This window comes from Desulfosporosinus fructosivorans (assembly GCF_004766045.1).
GTDB lineage: Bacteria > Bacillota > Desulfitobacteriia > Desulfitobacteriales > Desulfitobacteriaceae > Desulfosporosinus > Desulfosporosinus fructosivorans.
Map to the genome: position 1 here is coordinate 205,798 of NZ_SPQQ01000008.1, position 16,395 is coordinate 222,192.

At 43.5% G+C, this 16,395-nt stretch carries 16 protein-coding genes; all 16 read left to right on the forward strand.

What is annotated here, in order from left to right; translation table 11 throughout:
• The first annotated feature begins 48 nt into the window (after positions 1-48).
• The 16 genes from E4K67_RS20905 (at position 49) to E4K67_RS20980 (ending at position 16,383) form a co-directional block, all read left to right on the forward strand.
• Positions 49-1,818 (forward strand): acyl-CoA dehydrogenase family protein, encoded by a 1,770-nt coding sequence (locus E4K67_RS20905; protein WP_135550252.1) that lies wholly within the window; start codon positions 49-51, stop codon positions 1,816-1,818.
• Between the two features lie 219 nt (positions 1,819-2,037).
• A complete protein-coding gene (locus E4K67_RS20910; RefSeq protein ID WP_135550254.1) occupies positions 2,038-2,940 on the forward strand; it encodes an MBL fold metallo-hydrolase in 903 nt (300 codons plus the stop codon).
• A gap of 141 nt (positions 2,941-3,081) precedes the next feature.
• The gene (locus tag E4K67_RS20915) at positions 3,082-4,374 is read left to right on the forward strand and encodes a methyl-accepting chemotaxis protein (protein ID WP_135550256.1); all 1,293 of its coding nucleotides are present in this window, start codon (positions 3,082-3,084) and stop codon (positions 4,372-4,374) included.
• A 464-nt stretch (positions 4,375-4,838) separates the two neighbouring features.
• Positions 4,839-5,672, forward strand: coding sequence for an ATP-binding protein (locus E4K67_RS20920; RefSeq protein ID WP_135550258.1), 834 nt, complete (start codon positions 4,839-4,841; stop codon positions 5,670-5,672).
• Positions 5,673-5,684: 12 nt separating this feature from the next.
• A complete protein-coding gene (locus E4K67_RS20925; RefSeq protein ID WP_135550260.1) occupies positions 5,685-5,987 on the forward strand; it encodes a 4Fe-4S dicluster domain-containing protein in 303 nt (100 codons plus the stop codon).
• A 46-nt stretch (positions 5,988-6,033) separates the two neighbouring features.
• Positions 6,034-6,636 (forward strand): hypothetical protein, encoded by a 603-nt coding sequence (locus E4K67_RS20930; protein WP_135550262.1) that lies wholly within the window; start codon positions 6,034-6,036, stop codon positions 6,634-6,636.
• A gap of 3 nt (positions 6,637-6,639) precedes the next feature.
• Positions 6,640-6,837 (forward strand): hypothetical protein, encoded by a 198-nt coding sequence (locus E4K67_RS20935; RefSeq protein WP_135550264.1) that lies wholly within the window; start codon positions 6,640-6,642, stop codon positions 6,835-6,837.
• Between the two features lie 40 nt (positions 6,838-6,877).
• The gene (locus E4K67_RS20940; protein WP_135550266.1) at positions 6,878-7,291 is read left to right on the forward strand and encodes an FAS1-like dehydratase domain-containing protein; all 414 of its coding nucleotides are present in this window, start codon (positions 6,878-6,880) and stop codon (positions 7,289-7,291) included.
• Entirely contained in the window at positions 7,275-7,676 is a 402-nt protein-coding gene (locus tag E4K67_RS20945) for a MaoC family dehydratase (protein WP_135550268.1), read from the forward strand. The genes E4K67_RS20940 and E4K67_RS20945 overlap by 17 nt, the downstream gene beginning before the upstream one ends.
• A gap of 261 nt (positions 7,677-7,937) precedes the next feature.
• Positions 7,938-9,338: a sigma-54 interaction domain-containing protein gene (locus tag E4K67_RS20950; protein WP_135550270.1), complete on the forward strand. Its 1,401-nt coding sequence runs from the start codon at positions 7,938-7,940 to the stop codon at positions 9,336-9,338.
• A 439-nt stretch (positions 9,339-9,777) separates the two neighbouring features.
• The gene (locus E4K67_RS20955) at positions 9,778-10,557 is read left to right on the forward strand and encodes an enoyl-CoA hydratase/isomerase family protein (protein ID WP_135550272.1); all 780 of its coding nucleotides are present in this window, start codon (positions 9,778-9,780) and stop codon (positions 10,555-10,557) included.
• Positions 10,558-10,613: 56 nt separating this feature from the next.
• On the forward strand, positions 10,614-12,092 hold the full coding sequence (locus E4K67_RS20960; RefSeq protein WP_135550274.1) for a 4-hydroxyphenylacetate 3-hydroxylase family protein: 1,479 nt from the start codon (positions 10,614-10,616) through the stop codon (positions 12,090-12,092).
• Positions 12,093-12,119: 27 nt separating this feature from the next.
• Entirely contained in the window at positions 12,120-13,934 is a 1,815-nt protein-coding gene (locus E4K67_RS20965) for an acyl-CoA dehydrogenase family protein (protein WP_135550275.1), read from the forward strand.
• Positions 13,935-13,937: 3 nt separating this feature from the next.
• The gene (locus tag E4K67_RS20970; RefSeq protein WP_135550277.1) at positions 13,938-14,807 is read left to right on the forward strand and encodes an MBL fold metallo-hydrolase; all 870 of its coding nucleotides are present in this window, start codon (positions 13,938-13,940) and stop codon (positions 14,805-14,807) included.
• Positions 14,808-14,823: 16 nt separating this feature from the next.
• Complete coding sequence (locus E4K67_RS20975) at positions 14,824-15,438, forward strand: nitroreductase family protein (protein ID WP_135550279.1); 615 nt, start codon at positions 14,824-14,826, stop codon at positions 15,436-15,438.
• Positions 15,439-15,516: 78 nt separating this feature from the next.
• The gene (locus tag E4K67_RS20980; RefSeq protein ID WP_135550281.1) at positions 15,517-16,383 is read left to right on the forward strand and encodes a 3-hydroxyacyl-CoA dehydrogenase family protein; all 867 of its coding nucleotides are present in this window, start codon (positions 15,517-15,519) and stop codon (positions 16,381-16,383) included.
• Positions 16,384-16,395: the final 12 nt, after the last annotated feature.

Below are 16,395 nucleotides of genomic sequence, written 5' to 3' on the forward strand. Positions count from 1 at the left end.
TGAAATAAGGGGTAAAATTGAACGGCAAATATGGAGGAGGATACAATTATGGAATTAGGAATACGCGGAGGCGGCTTTTTACTTGCTGAAGTTTCTCCAGATCAAGTGTACGTACGTGAGGAGATAAACGAAGACCATAAGCAACTCAAACGGATGGCACATAACTTTATGACCAAGGAAGTTGCTCCTAAGATAGAAGAAATGGAAGAGCAACAAGAAGGCGTTGTTCGAGAGTTTATGCGTCAGGCAGGAGAGCTGGGATTACTTGGGCTCGAAGTTCCGGAAGAATTCGGCGGTCTGGCCATGGACAAAGCCTCTACTGTGGTAGTGGGTGAAGAGGTTCCCATCGGTGGATCGTTTGCAGTTGCGTATGCTGCACATACAGGGATTGGAACCTTACCAATCGTTTATTTTGGGACGCCAGAACAAAAGGCTAAATATCTCCCGGGACTTGCAGACGGTAGCAAAGTTGCGGCCTATTGCTTAACAGAACCTGGTTCAGGTTCAGATGCTTTAGGTGCTAAATCCACCGCTGTTCTTAATGCGGAGGGAACCCATTATTCTCTGAATGGAACAAAACAATTTATTACTAATGCCGGTTTTGCAGATGTTTTCCTCGTCTATGCAAAAGTTGATGGAAAAATGACCAATTTCATTGTTGAGCGTGAAACTCCAGGTCTTTCATTTGGACCAGAAGAGAAAAAGATGGGGATAAAAGGGTCTTCTACGCGCCAAGTCATTTTAGAAGATGTCTTGGTTCCTGTTGAAAACGTGGTTGGAGAACTTGGGCGTGGCCACGTTGTTGCCTTCAATATCTTGAATGTTGGGCGTTTTAAACTGGCTGCTGGTGCAATTGGAAGTGTCCAAGTTGTCCTGGAGACCTGTTTAAAGTATGCTTCAGAGCGTAAGCAATTTGGAGTTGCACTGAACACATTTGGAGCAATTCAAAATAAAATTGCCCAAATCGCCACGAAGACCTATATGGCGGAGAGCGTTGTATATCGGACCGCAGGCCTTATGGAAAATGGATTCCATGGTCTCGATCTAACAGTAAATTGCAGCAAAGAGGCTGGTAAAGCTTTAGAAGAATACGCCATTGAATGTTCTCTCAATAAAGTGTTAGCTTCTGAAGTCTTGGATTTTGCCGTGGATGAAGGGGTTCAAATACATGGTGGGTACGGATTTATTCAGGAATATCCGATTGAACGGATGTATAGAGATTCTCGGATCAATCGCTTATTTGAGGGAACGAATGAAATCAACCGTCTGCTCGTGCCAGGAACTCTTCTAAAACGTGCTATGACGGGTGAACTTCCGTTACTTCAAGCAGCTCAAGCGGTCAGCAAGGACCTAGTCTCAGTCGGGATGAGTGATGCGGAAGGTTTAGAAGGGCTTAATCAAATGACGCAGAAGGCTAAGAAATTATGCTTGATGGCTGCAGGGCTCGCTGCTCAAAACTTGGGAATGAGCTTGAAAGATAATCAATATGTCTTAACTGGAATGGCTGAAATGGTCCTCCAAGTCTACGCGATGGAAAGTGGAGTGCTCCGGGCTCAGAAGGTTCAGACTCTTGACGTTTCTGACGAGCATAAAGCATTCGTTGAGAAGGCCGCAACTCTAGGAGCATTCGAAGCGTTTGTGATTCTGGAGCAACAAGCCAAAGAAGTTCTTTGTGCAGTTGAGAAAGGGGATTCCCTCAGTACAGTTCTGGCAGGAATGCGTAAGCTTGTACGTCGCCCCAATGTCGATCTAATTGGTATGCGCCAAGAAATTGCTAAGTATATCATCGAAAAAGAGGTATATCCAACTAACTATTAAGCAGATCAAAAAAGAAAAGGGCTTTGGCCCTTTTCTTTTCACTAATCATGAAACAGATATAAAAAAAGGCCATCGTCTTCTTTGAGACATGGCCTTTTGTGCTAAATTGTTTATTCCCTTGACTGTGTGTGCATTCAGGGCATAGAACTAAGTAGATCCATTGTACATATTTTACAATCTAGCAATGAACGACATTTAATCTTGATAGGAGAGGTAATAATGCTTGAAATAACGGAAGTCGGTCAAAATGTACATTTGCTCAAAGTCCAGGTCCCCATTAATGTAGAATCAGTTAACCTTTATCTGATCGATGGTCAAGTTCCTACGCTTATTGATGCAGGTACCAATACGCCAAATGTCATAGAAGCGGTAAATGAAGGCATGAAACACATGGGTATGAAGCGTTTGGAGCAAGTAATAATTACCCATTGGCACGTTGACCATGCTGGCGCAGCAGCTAGTTTCTCAAAAAAAGGTGCCCGGATTTTAGTGGGTTCTAGAGATTACCAAGAATGGGCTAGTTTTGTAGGCGGGGAAGGCTTTAGCCAGTTCTATCGATGGGCAACTGAAGAGTGGAAAGTACCAGTGAAGGAAATATCCAATATGCTAAAAATTTATAAAGAATTTCATATGTTAACGGCTTTGCCAGACAAAGTTGAATTGATTGAACCAGGCCAGACTGTATTGGCGGGAGACGACTCTTTACTAGCAATTAGTACACCAGGGCATACGGCTGGACATCTTTCATTTTACAATGAGAAAGATCGAATTCTTTACTCAGGAGATATGCTTCTCCCTAATGAGATACCCTATCCAGGAATTTGGCAAGAAGGGGATCGAGCAGTCAGTGGTATGTCTAGTTACTTGAAAAGTTTAGATGTCGTTGAAGCCCTTGAGGCCCTGACATATTTACCAGCGCATGGGGAACCCAGTGATGACCCAGTTGCACGTTGTCAAGAAGTTCGAGAGCAGTTGTATCTTCAGCTTGACCAGTATCACTCAGCAGAGACCGTGTACTTAAGTGCTTCAAATGTTGGCAGTCAAAAAATTCACCCTGGTGTTCTCTTCTTAAAATTACATTATGCATACGGTTGGGAGCAGCTCAAGAAACGTGTAGGATGATATATTACTCAGGTGAAGTGAAAGGTAACTTCATCTGAGGTTTGTTACGACCTAAATTTGTAGAGTAATCAAAATAAGAAAACACATAATATGGTCTTGAGAAAACATGTTGATAATAGTGAAGGAGGATAGATTAACATTATGGCTAGTGAAGGAAAGCATGAAAAGGGAAAGCAAAATATTAGTTTAGCGAAGTATATTGGTCAAACCTTAGTAACTGTTGTTCCTATGGTATCCATTATGGGAGTTGCTATTGCTATAATTATGCAACTTGATTTGACAAAATCTGTGACTCTGTTTCTTTGTTTTTTAGTATCAGGTATTATCATAGGAGTAGTAGCATCCTTAAAAAATTATCGGCGCTTTTTGAAGCCTATTTATATAATGGAACAAGGGATCATTCAGGTAGCTCAAGGGGATTTAACTCAGAGAATTGTAGTTTCAAAAAATAGTGATGTTGCAGAACTAGGGCGGGCGTTTAACCTTATGATGGAGAATTTTGATGGTATCATTCGTAAGATTCGTGAGATGGCAAATTCCTGGGTTATTTCGTCCGAAGAATTATCGGCCAGCTCTGAAGAAGTGACCGCGACGAATAGCAGTGTTGCTGATCATACGAGCCAAATGGCTTCAGAGGCCCGAACCCAAGCAAGAACACTCCAACAAATGAGTAAGATGGTCATAGAACTAACGACTGCCTCTCAAATAATCACAGAAAGGGCTTTAAATGTCTCCCTAGGAGCGGTAAACTCCGAAAAGCATTCAGAAGAAGGACTAGCGAAGCTCTCGGTAATTCTAACAACTATGGAGGGAACCAATAATTCTGTGAATAAATCGGTAAAGACGATTGAGGATTTAGCTAATCAATCCAATCGAATTGGATCTATTACTGAAACTATTTCCCAAGTTGCGCAACAAACGAATCTATTGGCTCTCAATGCTGCGATAGAAGCAGCTAGAGCGGGTGAACATGGCAAGGGTTTTGCCGTGGTGGCTGACGAGATTCGTAAACTAGCGGAGAATGTAGCCTCGTCAACTCGCGAAGTCACAGAGATTACCACCCTGATCCAACATAGTGTTAATTTCGCTGTCCAAGGAATGATGCAGACGGATTCAAAGGTCAAAGAAAGTGTGGTTTCGATTCATGAGGCCCAGGAAGCTTTAACTGTTATTGCGCATGCCACGAAAGCAGTGTCCGTTGACATTTCAGATATTGCCTCCTCTAGCGAGAGAATGTTAGAAAGTATGGACGAGATGAAACTATATGTCAATACGGTCTTACAAGTTTCGGAACAAACTGCTGTGACTGCAGAAAATATTGAGGAGTCAGCCACCGAAGTGACGACAACAATGCACATCGTAGCCACGGCTGCTCAGTCCCTAGCGCAAAACGCATATCAACTTCAGAAAGAAGTGGAACGATTTAAGATCTAGAAAAAATTATCCTCTCTCAATTAAGAACGAAGCCCAACTGTTTAGTCAATTGCGTAATGGGAGCTTCCATGCTGACCAAAGGAAACTCTCATAAATATTGGTAAGTGAAAAATTGTGACAATAATAGGTCACAGTCGCTGTATGAATTGCGCACTGAATTCAGTATAAGATGGTAGTTTTGTATCTAATTCCATACATGTGTTGTTTTCCTCCTACGGGTTTCATAGTCCGACAGGAGGCTTTTTTATTTCGCAAATGTTGTTTTGATCAGAGGCCAGATGACTACAAATTATTAAAGTTAAAATGGCTAGAAGGAATGGTTAAATGGCACGTAATTTTATTCATCCAATCTTGATGGCATAGTTCTTGCATCGCAAGAATATGGACTGAGAAATTTTTAGTTTAATTGGTGGCCCAATTGCAAAAATGGACGTCTTAGGCAAAGAATAAGGAGGTATCGCGGAATGTGTTGGGTATGTGAAAAATATGGTAACGGGGAGAAATGGTATCTCAATCCGGAAAACTATGCTCGGCGCCTTTATAAGGTCCGCAAAGAGGGCAAAGAAGCAGCGGGCGCAGATACTGATCCACAGGCTGCGGGGATGGGTGCGGGAGTGGTAGCAGAATTAGTTAAAGCACGGATCAGTGGAGACCAAGAATGGGAAGATGAAATTAAACGAGATGCCTTAGAACATGCCTACCAGACTCATTTCGGACAGGTTGTCACGTTAGATGAGTATTTGCAGATCTTGGAAATAGCCTATCCCTTGGCGAAAATGACGTGCGGTTGTCGTCGAGTACAGAGGGGTATGCCTGATGAAGATAATTTTACGTGTATGGGTATCGGACCTGGTATGTACAAGTGGGAACGTTGGCCTGAGACGTATCATGGTGGGGTAGAGTTTGTCACCCCAGAGGAGGCCAAAGAATGGGCCATGATGAATCACAAAGAAGGACGTGTGCAGACGGTTGATGTCTTTGGTACGCCTTATATCGGGGGACTCTGTCAATGCGAGTATCCAGGGTGCGTGGCGGTACGTAACAGGATTGACTATGACTTTAAATTTTTGTTAAAAGGGCATACGGTGGCTAAAATAGATCGAGAAAAATGCACAGGGTGTAAAAGTTGTTTGGGCCGTTGCCAGTTTAAGGCGCTTAATCTGGAGGTCTATACGAGCAAGGCCTATATTGATATGGATCAATGTTTTGGCTGCGGACTCTGTGTGACAGCTTGTCCAAGTGGGGCGATTGAATTAATAGACAGGCAGAGTCTGCCTGGATTAGCTGAGAACTGGTAAGGGGGGAACAAAATGATTGCTCAAATTGGCTTTGACTATAATTTATGCAAAGATCCCTTGGACTGTCGCAAGTGTTTAAGTGTGTGTCCAGCGGTTGTTTTCGTGTGCGGACCCACAAAGGTCTGGAAAGGAAGAGAGAGCGATCCCAGTGAATATAGGATTGTAGCACGCTATTTCGACAAGTGTTCCGGTTGTGGTGACTGTGTTAAGGTTTGTCCTATTGGCGCGATTCAACTTAATTACATACCCCGGGAGCAGTTAGCTCAGAAGTTCAGGGAAGAAAGGGCAGCTCAATTAAAAGAACGCAATTCCTAACCTTATCAGAAGGTGAGGATAATTACGAAACGAAAGGGAGTTAAGTATGGCTTTAGATTTTAAGATCTTGCAAAAAGTCAAAGGAAACCCCAGCACTGAAGTTGCAACTGACCGTCGGTTGAAGATAAACCCTGGCCAAGATTATGCGTATGATATGCCTAAGGAACTAATCTATACTATTCTTAAAGAATTCCCACTTGAAAGTTTTTTCAGCACGTATGGGGAGAACACCGAGGATTTTTTGGCCAAGCAGGGAAAAAGATTTATGAATATTTTGATTAGGGAGGCAGATTCCGAGGTCTTCAGGGATAGAACTGCTGACATGATAGAACGTGTTGCCCAGCAAACCGGAATTCGGTTTCCCCATGTCTTAGAACGGTATGTTGAACTTGGTATATTAACCTTACGTCCACGAGATGCATGGACTGTCACAGAAGCGACTACTAAGGTCTTAAAAGTGCGTAGCTTTAACTGTAGCCTTGGCAAGATGTGCGCAGAAAAAGGGATTAACAATTGCCAGACATTCTGCTTGGCAGCTTATGAAGCTGCTGCCGAAAAAGCGGGGACCGAGGTGGATATGACACACAGCAAGGATACATCAGGCAATGGGCTATGTGAACTTGCTTTTCACCTGCGACAAGGAGGGTAAGTCTTGCACATTGGACACAACCAAGATGACATAGATCATGAAAGCTTGGCTATGAGACATTTAGGGGAGGGAATTGCTAAAGAAGGTGCGGGGAACCTGCTAGAAGCTTTGAATGAGTATATGATGGCAAATGTTCTCGATCCTCACTTAGAAGTGGCTCAGATAAAACTTAGTGAACTTAAACAGAAGCTTGGTCTCTGATCGGTAGGATCATCTGCAGAAATAGGAAGGCGGAGTCTCTATGATAGGGAAAGAATTTATTGGTCGGGAGAGTGAGTCCGTTGTCTTTAAAATTAGGTTGGAGGAGGTGCGTAGGTTTGCCGAGGCTGTAGGAATTCTATTCGATGGTGATGCGGTACCTGTAACATACGTGGGGACATTGCTTCAGGGGAACATCCCCGGGTTTGAACTGAGCAATCCTGGAATGATCCACGGAGAACAGAAGATTAGCTACCAACGTCCGCTTTTAGTAGGAGATAGCCTTACGTATAAGCGGGCTATCAAGGATGTCTATGAACGCACTAGTAAACTGGGAAAAATGCTGTTTGTGGTTATCGAAACGACCGGTTATGATATGGCAGGAGAATTGTTATTTTCCAGTAGTTCGACGATAATCTCCCCAGTAAAGGGGGATGAAAATGAAGAGTCTGTCTAATTATAAGGTTTCGGATCGGCTACCTATCCGAGAATGGGTACCTAGCAATGTGCAAATTCGTCAATATGCTGAAGCTTCTGGTGATTTTAATCCGATTCACCTTGATGACAACTACGCACGCCAAGCTGGTCTAGGAGGGATGATCGCGCATGGAATGCTTACTATGGCCCAAATGGCAGCAATGCTAACGGACTGGATTGGCAAAGAGGGGAGAATCAGTAAGCTTGATGTACGCTTCGTACAGGTAGTTCGACCAGGGGACAAAATCACATTTGGCGGTTCTATAAAAGCATGTTCGGGAAATATTCTAGTGTGCGATATAGAGGCCCTAAATGATACAGGGGATATAGTTTTAGCAGGTTCGGCCCTCATAAGCCAATACTAGAGGGAGTGTATGGGACTTCCCCGACCACAGGGGAGATGTCTTGTCTATATAAACAGTATTAAGAGGGATGAGATTTCTATGGATCTCATCCCTCTTAATACTGTTTATATAGAAGTTCAAGGCAATCACTTGAGCAAGAAATATTTAACATAATATTGGGAATTTTTAAAAAATATTAGATGTGTGTATTTACTTACATTAACTTAAACCTATATAATGAATCTGTATAATATGACAAAAGATCAAAATTGGGGGACTAACATGAGTGACGGGGGCCATGCTGTAATAACGAATGCCTTTCCTCGCTGGGATCGAAAACTGTTATTTGAAATCCTCAATAAAATTAATGATGTGGTAATGGTGATTGATATCGATACGACGATTGTTTATGCCAACGAGGCCTATGCGAGGATATTAGGAGTGCCCGTGGCCAAAGTTTTAGGACGTAGGTTGGACAAAATTGAACCCAAAGCTGCGGCAATTAGCGTACTTCGCACTGGAAAACCATACCAAATCGGCGGAGATTATTTAGACTCGCTGGGGATTAATGTGGTAGGGAGTTCCTTTCTTTTATACGATGACAACGATATCATTGGCTGTGTTTCGATTTTTAAAAATATTACGGACGTTGTTGAACTAAACCGTGAGTTACAGCAGACAAAGGGTGTCGCTGATTATTTGAAAGAACAGTTAGAACAATGGGAACATCTACCTCTGTCCTTCAAGGAGTATGTTGGACAAAACAGTCGAGTGAAGGAAACTTTAGTTTTGGCGGCTAAGGTAGCACGTACTGATAGTACCGTGTTAATCCTAGGTGAGAGCGGGGTTGGTAAAGAGGTATTAGCAAGGGCTGTTCATAGTAGTAGCCGCCGTAAGGATATGCCCATGATTAAGGTGAACTGTGCCGCCATGCCTGAAGATTTGATCGAGAGTGAATTGTTCGGGTATGAAGACGGAGCATTTACAGGTGCTAAAAAGGGAGGCAAACTTGGAAAATTTGAACTTGCTCATTGTGGTACAATTTTCCTTGATGAAATAGGGGATATGAGTCTCACTATGCAGGCTAAGTTGTTACGTGTGTTGCAAGAAAAGGAGTTTGAACGAGTAGGAGGGAGTAAGACTATCAAAGTCGATATTCGAGTAATCGCGGCCACTAACCGAGATTTGGAGAGGATGATCGAACAAGAGACCTTCCGGCTTGATCTCTACTACCGACTAAATATCGTACCACTCACCCTGACCCCGCTGCGCGAGCGTAAAGATGATTTAATGGCACTTGCTAAGACATTCTTGGATCAATTCTCGCGAGAAGTTGGTCATGAGCTGGCTCTTTCTCCCAAAGTAGTGAGGCTTTTTCAGGAGTATGAATGGCCAGGTAACATCCGGGAATTACAGAATGTCTTAGAACATGCAAGCATTGTATGTGGTGGCAGAACCATAGAAATTCAGCATTTGCCGGCCCGGATAATTCCTATTAGCGAAGATAAGCTAAATTCTAAGGATAAGCCTTACGCAGTAAAGGAGATACTCGCCAGAATCGAAAAAGAACTAATATTGTCAGCTCTGGAAACTTATAAGAATAATCGTACTAATACTATGGAAGCCTTAGGGTTTTCTAGACGGGTATTTTATGATAAGTTACTACGATATGGTATTAAATAGTGGATAATGGCTGTGTTACTTGGTAACTAATTGGCTAATTTTGCTATCTGAGAGAGTGCGTGCGCTTTACGCACTAATATTGTGAAAGAAACGCAGTTATGTTCCTAATTCCATACATAGAAAAACCCTCCGTGGACTGGTTTGCCAGACGGGAGGGTTTTCTTTATCAATCGTTCCACTCCCACTTCTACAAGTGGGAGTGGAACTCCTTACTGCTTCAGTGGGGTAGACTCCTCCTTCATTACGAAGTTGTTCCTTTTGAGATAGATGATAGTAAACAAAGGCCGTACGAAGAGTTGGCATAAGATTTGCAATACATTAATTATAAAATTCAGATTATTAAAATAGGTATAGTCGTGATAATTTAAAAAAATAGCCTATCTAAATATCTTTGTTTGAATGAGGGGAGTAATTAACGTTAGCTAGGAGGTAGTATGAAATGGAATACAAAACAATAATTGTAAGGATTGAAGAAGGAATCGCCACGCTTACTCTGAATCGCCCTGAGGTTTTAAACGCCCTGAATGACCAGGTCTTCAATGAGTTGGCGGACGCAGCCTCGGAGATGGCTGCTGATCCTACTGTGCGGGTAGTCATTATCACAGGTGGTGAAAAAGTATTTGCTGCAGGTGCGGACATTAGTCAAATGGCTACAGCTACCGCTGTGGAGGTGATGACCAGCGATAAACCCTCGCATCGCGCTTTCCATCTGATTGAGACCATGCCTAAGCCGGTCATTGCTGCGATTGCTGGCTACGCCCTAGGAGGTGGGTGTGAACTAACACTCGTAGCTGATATACGTATTGCAGCGGAGAATGCCCAATTCGGTTTACCAGAGATTAAGCTTGGTATCTTGCCAGGAGCAGGGGGAACACAACGCTTACCTCGACTAATTGGACCGGGTAGGGCAAAGGAATTAATTTTCGGCGGAGATTTTATTAAGGCGGAAGAGGCTTTGCGCATTGGTCTTGTAAATAAAGTGGTACCTACCAATCAGTTATTCGAAGAAGCCAAAAAAATGGCTAAACGATTGTGTGATCGAGGCGCCGTTGCCTTACGCTTGGCTAAATCAGCAGTAAATGAGGGGCTAAGGATGGATTTGGAGGCAGGCCTGCAATATGAGGATAAATGCTTTAACCTGTTGTTTGCTACTGAGGATCAAAAAGAGGGGATGAGAGCCTTTCTTGAAAAACGTCCCGCAAAATTTCAGGGTCGTTAGTGTGCGGAAAACGCACTATTTTCACTAAGAGTGACTAAACGAAAAGGAGAATGAGTATGAGAACAAGAGCTCAGTATATCGAGGGGTTAAGTAAGATGAAAAGGAACCTCTACTTTAATGGAGGAATGATTGATCGTTTAGATCCTCTTCAAGAGGGGGCCCTCAACGTCATGGGTTTAACGTTTGATGCAGCTTGGGACCCCGCTAGTAAAGATCTTTGCACAGCTACCTCTCATATCACTGGAGAAACCATCAACCGCTTTAACCACATTCACCAAAATACGGATGACTTGCACAAGAAACAAGACATGACTCGGTTCTTAGTGAACAAGGTTGGGCAGTGCATTCAACGGTGTATGGGGATTGACGCTTCCAATGCAATTAATGCAGTGTCTTTTGAGGCTCAGAAGTCTCCAAAAGCCAAGACAGCCTACCATGACAACTGGCTTAAGTGGCTAGAACGGTTTCAGAGAGAAGATCTCGTCGTAAGTTGTGCGCAGACGGATGCTAAAGGTGAGCGCTTGAAGCGACCAGCGGAGCAGGATGATCCAGATATGTATGTGCACGTGGTGGAGGAACGGAGTGATGGGATTGTTGTGCGCGGCTGCAAAGTTCATATCTCGGAAGCCTCAATTTCTGACGAGATCCTAGTTGTCCCGAACCGTGCCCTGCAAAAGGGGGAAGAAGCATATGCATTGGCCTTTGCAGTTCCTTCAGACTATGAAGGAGTCAAGCAAATTGTCCACTTTCACAATTATCGCAAGCGTGACACCTATCAGCGGGGGATTGAATACGGTTACACGGACTCTTATGTCATTTTTGATGATTGTTTCATTCCTTGGGAACGCGTGTTTCTGTGTGGGGAAACTCAGCACGGTGGTATGACAGCGCTACTATTTGCTCTGTTCCATCGTCATTCCTATTCGGGTTGTAAACCTGCCATGCTCGACTATGTTATTGGTATGGGTGCCCTAGCTGCGGAAATCAATGGCATTGAAAAGACTCCGCATGTACGCGAACTGTTATCCAAACTAATCATGACTGGTGAGCTTGGCTATGCAGCTGGCTACACGTCCTCAGCTCTCGCCAAGCCAGAAGTTTATATGCCAGGTTTAGGGGTTGTGCCGTACGGACCCGGCAGCTATATTCCAAATTCTATTTATGCCAATGTGGGTAGATGCCTGACCGGTGAAGCCGTGTTCCATGAGCAAGAAATTCTCTGTGACATTGCTGGGGGTATGCCCGCTACCTTCCCATATGAAAATGACTTGACTAACCCTGAAATCAAAAATCTTTTGGAAAAATACCTAAATCGCAATCCGAAAATCCCGATTGAGGAGCAAATTAAATTTTGGATGAACTTCATTGATTTCGGTCTCTCTGGTTCCGCAGGCGCCACGCTGTATGGAGCTTATCATGGTGGTGGTTCTCCGATTATGGAACAAATCGCTATCACCTCCCAGTATGACATGGAGTCCAAGAAAGATATTGTCAGGGCAATCGCAGGAATGAAACCCAGATCGAAAAAGAAATAGGTAAGGTAAAGTAAAGGAGGAATATTTATGGCTAGCAAGTTTATATATAGTAATCGTGACCACAAATTCATCATTAAAGAATGGCTGGATGGGAAGAAAATTTTGGGATTGAAGCGTTTTCAAGATTATCTCAGTATTGAGGATGTCGATGGAATACTTGATCAATCCTTAAAAATGAGTCGAGAAATCGTGGCACCTACGAATGACGACGGAGATACAATCGGGGCGATCTTTAAAGATGGAAAAGTTACAGTTCCGCCTTCCTTCCATAAAGCCTTTAAGTTTATTCAAGAAAATGGCTGGGGTGCCAGCAATAGCGACGTCGAAGGAGAAGGTTCCCTTCCTGAGATTCTGAACGAAGCGGTTCGGGAGTATATTATTGGAGCCAACCCTGCTATGTCCCCCTATATTGGGTTGTGCGGGGGCATAGCGTCCGTGATTAAAGCGTTTGGCTCACCTGAACAGATCGCCCTCTATACCCCAAAAATGTTTGAGGGTGTTTGGGAAGGGACTATGTGTTTGACGGAACCTGGTGGCGGTTCTGACGTGGGAGATATGACGACCAAAGCTTACCCCACAGATAACCCGTTAATTTACATGGTCAAAGGGACAAAATGCTTCATTACCGGAGGGGATCATGATCTAACGGAAAATATTATTCATCTGGTGCTAGCTAGAGCGGATGGTGCAGCCCCTGGTACCAAAGGACTATCGTTATTCATTGTACCAAAAGTTTGGGTTAATGAAGATGGCAGTCTGGGAGAATCCAACGATGTTTCGACCGTTGGCATCGAACACAAGTTGGGGCTCAAGGGTTCATCCACGGCTGTGCTTAGCTTCGGAGAGGAAGGTCAATGTCGCGGGATTTTGTTAGGCAGTCCGCCGGATGAAAAAGGGGTTGGGCAGGGTATAGCCCAAATGTTTAAGATGATTAATGGTTCACGGATGGATACTGGGCACAGTGCCCTGGCCGTGGCGACTGTGGCCTATAACAATGCAGTTCACTATGCCAAGGAGCGCATTCAAGGTCGACCTATTCACAATCCGAAAGGGAATAGAGTCCCTATCATCCAGCATGAAGATGTCCGCCGTATGCTGCTCACCCAGAAGGCAACGCTAGAAGCAATGCGAGCTATGATTTTTAAGGGTTACTACTATTTGGACTTAATTGAATTTGGGGATGATCCGGCAGATATTAGTGCAGCTAAACGTTCTATTGAAGTTATCACGCCTTTAGTTAAGGCTTATTGTTCTGACCAAGGGTGGTTAATGATTACCGAGGCAATTCAGGTTTTTGCTGGTTATGGGTTTACCGAGGAATACCCAGTGGCGCGTCAAGCTAGGGATGTGAAAATTTACTCCATCTGGGAAGGTACTAATTTTATTCAGTCGATGGACCTTGTCGGTCGTAAGTGGAGTTTGGATAAGGGCAGTGTCTTCAAAGAATGGATGATGGAGATGGTTTCATTTGTTCAATCTAACCAGAATCATCAAGTCTTTGCTCGTGAGTTCGAAGTGTTGGGTAAAGCCTTAATGGCCTATCAGGAACTCATGGGTACTGTCTTAGGCTATTTTAAGGAAAATATAAGACTAGTTCCGCTGTATAGTACGAGAATCTTGCGGATTACAGCAGAGCTCTATGGTGGCTGCTTGTTAATGCAACAGGCATTAGTGTCTCAGCAGAAATTGGACGAAGGCAACGTTGACAAAGCTTTTTATGCTGGCAAAGTCTTTAGTGCCAAATTTTTTGTACTTAATATTGTTCCAGATGTGGCAGCAACTGTGCGGATTATTAAAGAAGCCGACACTTCGGCGATCGACATTCCTGAAGAGGCTTTTTAAAAAATGTTTACGAAATTACTACCGAATTTTTACTTTGTGTCCGGAGAGCAAAACGGACAATTTCCTTACAGTAACGGGCTGATGCTTGAAACTGGGTTAAGGGTGTTGGTTGATACGGGATTCGGGATCAGTCGTAGGGAAGCGATAAAGGCTGCAGGCAAAGTAGATGTAATCATTAATACCCATTTTCATATTGACCATGCTTACGGGAATCAATTCTTTCCCGAGGCCCAGATTTGGGCCCATGCTTTAGATGCTCCTCCATTACGTTCTCAGGAGCAATTTAGAGCATTCACCGGATTTTCAGGGGGTCGTGAATTCCCTGATTTTCCTGGGGGACTTCCAGCGCAAGTCGTAGATCGAGAATTAGAAGATGAGGAAGTCTTAGATTTTGGAGAGATTGTATTAAAGGTGATACACACTCCAGGTCATACTCCGGGGCACATTTCTCTCTTTGAACCAAAGGCCGGAATATTGTTTTCTGGGGATATTGATTTATCCCCGTTTGGACCATGGTATGGCAATATTCGTTCCGACCTCGAGGAGCTTAGATGTTCAATCAAGCGTCTTATTGCGCTAAATCCCAAGGTAATATTGACGGGTCATAGTGATATTATTTCCGATAATATCCAGGGGAGATTAAGAAAATATGCAGAGAAGCTGGATCTTCGAGACGAAAAGATTTTACACCACCTAAGGGCTTCTAAAACGTTAGAAGAACTGGTAGACATGAAAATTATCTACCATCGTTTTCCGGAACCTCAAAAGCTCTACCGTTTCTTTGAAAAAACTATGCTCGAAAAACACCTACACAGCTTATTAGGTCAGAGGAAGGTTGTTGTACAAAACCAAAAATTTATGGCTTATGCTTGAAAGGTGGTTAGTTGTTATGGATATTAAACTGGCTATGCAGGAGCGGCGTAGCATCCGTAATTATAAGTCCGAACCAGTAGCTGAGGAGCTACTACAGGAATTGCTGGAAGCTGCACGCTTAGCTCCATCCGGGACTAATCAGCAACCTTGGCGTTTCGTCATCGTCAAGAAACAAGATATGAAAGAACGAATTCAAGCTGCAGCATTTAATCAAAAATTTCTTAGTCAGGCACCAATTCTCTTAGTTTGTTGTGCAGACCTTAGTACCTATGCTCACAATACTAGAAAAAGGCTGCAAGAACTGGTCGATGCGGGCGCTTTCGGTTCGGAAGCATTGGATAGTTACCCCAACATTGATGGTCCTAAAGACGCCAACACCTTAAAAGGATATATTCCACATGCTATGTTAAATGTGGCTATAGCAATGGAACACATAGCGTTGCGCGCTGTTTCGTTGGGTTTGGGAACTTGTTTTGTGCAGTTGATGAGAGCAAAGCAGGTTGCTGAGATCTTGGAATTGCCAGAACATCTTGTAATTACAGGGTTGATGCCAATCGGGTATCCAGATCAGAATCCTGCAGCTCGCCCGCGAGTAAGTAGTCAAGAAATTGTCTATAAAGTGGTGGAATAATTGGAGAAACATTCTCTGGCTTAGCTCGGGGAGATGGAACGATGGCGGGATAACTGATTAATTAGGAGGTGCAATAAATTGAAAGTAGAAGACATTAAAAGGATTTGTGTTGTTGGGGCTGGTAACATGGGGCATCAAATTGCTTTGAGTGCTGCTCTAGCCGGTTATAAGGTCAGTTGTACAGACATTAGCCAAGAAATGCTAACCAAAGCAGAAAGCTTTGCCCGCACTTATCTGCCAGAGCGAGTTGCTAAAGGGAAATTGACACAAGAACAGGCGGATCTGGGAATGGAAAATATTTCGTTTCTCCAAAACCTTGAATTAGCAGCTGGTGATGCTGATTTTGTGATCGAGGCAGCTGTCGAAAAGATTACCATTAAACGAAAGCTTTTCGAGGACTTAGATCGAATTGCTCCTCCTCATGCGATCTTGGCTACTAACAGTTCTTTTATAGTCAGTTCAAAGATTGCCGATGCCACGAAGCGACCGGATAAAGTGTGCAACATGCACTTCTTTAATCCTGCTCTGATTATGAAATTAGTAGAAGTGGTACAAGGTCCCCATACTTCCACCGAGACTGCCCAAGTTACTATGGATTTATGCAAAAAAATGGGCAAAAGTGGGGCTTGGCTTAAGAAAGAGATTTATGGTTTCTTAGTGAATCGGATACTTGCCGCGCTTCTCAATGAAGCTCAATTTCTCGCCGATATGGGGATTGCTACACCAGAAGAGATCGATATGGCAGTAACTAATGCTTTGGGGCATCCGATGGGCCCCTTCCGCTTGATGGATTTCACAGGCATTGATCTTGCCTATTATATTGGCATGGAACGTTACCAGGAAACTCGTGACCCTAAAGACAAGCCCTCACCACTAATCGTTGAGAAATTTGCTAAAGGGGAATGGGGCATGAAAACTAAGAAGGGCTTTTACTCTTACGAGTAAAAAGAATTACAG

Bases quoted from the DNA above. Each gene is read 5' to 3' on its own strand.
- E4K67_RS20915 (WP_135550256.1), top strand. From the start codon at position 3,082: ATGGCTAGTGAAGGAAAGCATGAAAAGGGAAAGCAAAATATTAGTTTA.
- E4K67_RS20925 (WP_135550260.1), top strand. From the start codon at position 5,685: ATGATTGCTCAAATTGGCTTTGACTATAATTTATGCAAAGATCCCTTG.
- E4K67_RS20920 (WP_135550258.1), top strand. From the start codon at position 4,839: ATGTGTTGGGTATGTGAAAAATATGGTAACGGGGAGAAATGGTATCTC.
- E4K67_RS20975 (WP_135550279.1), top strand. From the start codon at position 14,824: ATGGATATTAAACTGGCTATGCAGGAGCGGCGTAGCATCCGTAATTAT.
- E4K67_RS20945 (WP_135550268.1), top strand. From the start codon at position 7,275: ATGAAGAGTCTGTCTAATTATAAGGTTTCGGATCGGCTACCTATCCGA.
- E4K67_RS20965 (WP_135550275.1), top strand. From the start codon at position 12,120: ATGGCTAGCAAGTTTATATATAGTAATCGTGACCACAAATTCATCATT.
- E4K67_RS20970 (WP_135550277.1), top strand. From the start codon at position 13,938: ATGTTTACGAAATTACTACCGAATTTTTACTTTGTGTCCGGAGAGCAA.
- E4K67_RS20940 (WP_135550266.1), top strand. From the start codon at position 6,878: ATGATAGGGAAAGAATTTATTGGTCGGGAGAGTGAGTCCGTTGTCTTT.
- E4K67_RS20905 (WP_135550252.1), top strand. From the start codon at position 49: ATGGAATTAGGAATACGCGGAGGCGGCTTTTTACTTGCTGAAGTTTCT.
- E4K67_RS20960 (WP_135550274.1), top strand. From the start codon at position 10,614: ATGAGAACAAGAGCTCAGTATATCGAGGGGTTAAGTAAGATGAAAAGG.
- E4K67_RS20955 (WP_135550272.1), top strand. From the start codon at position 9,778: ATGGAATACAAAACAATAATTGTAAGGATTGAAGAAGGAATCGCCACG.
- E4K67_RS20910 (WP_135550254.1), top strand. From the start codon at position 2,038: ATGCTTGAAATAACGGAAGTCGGTCAAAATGTACATTTGCTCAAAGTC.
- E4K67_RS20950 (WP_135550270.1), top strand. From the start codon at position 7,938: ATGAGTGACGGGGGCCATGCTGTAATAACGAATGCCTTTCCTCGCTGG.
- E4K67_RS20930 (WP_135550262.1), top strand. From the start codon at position 6,034: ATGGCTTTAGATTTTAAGATCTTGCAAAAAGTCAAAGGAAACCCCAGC.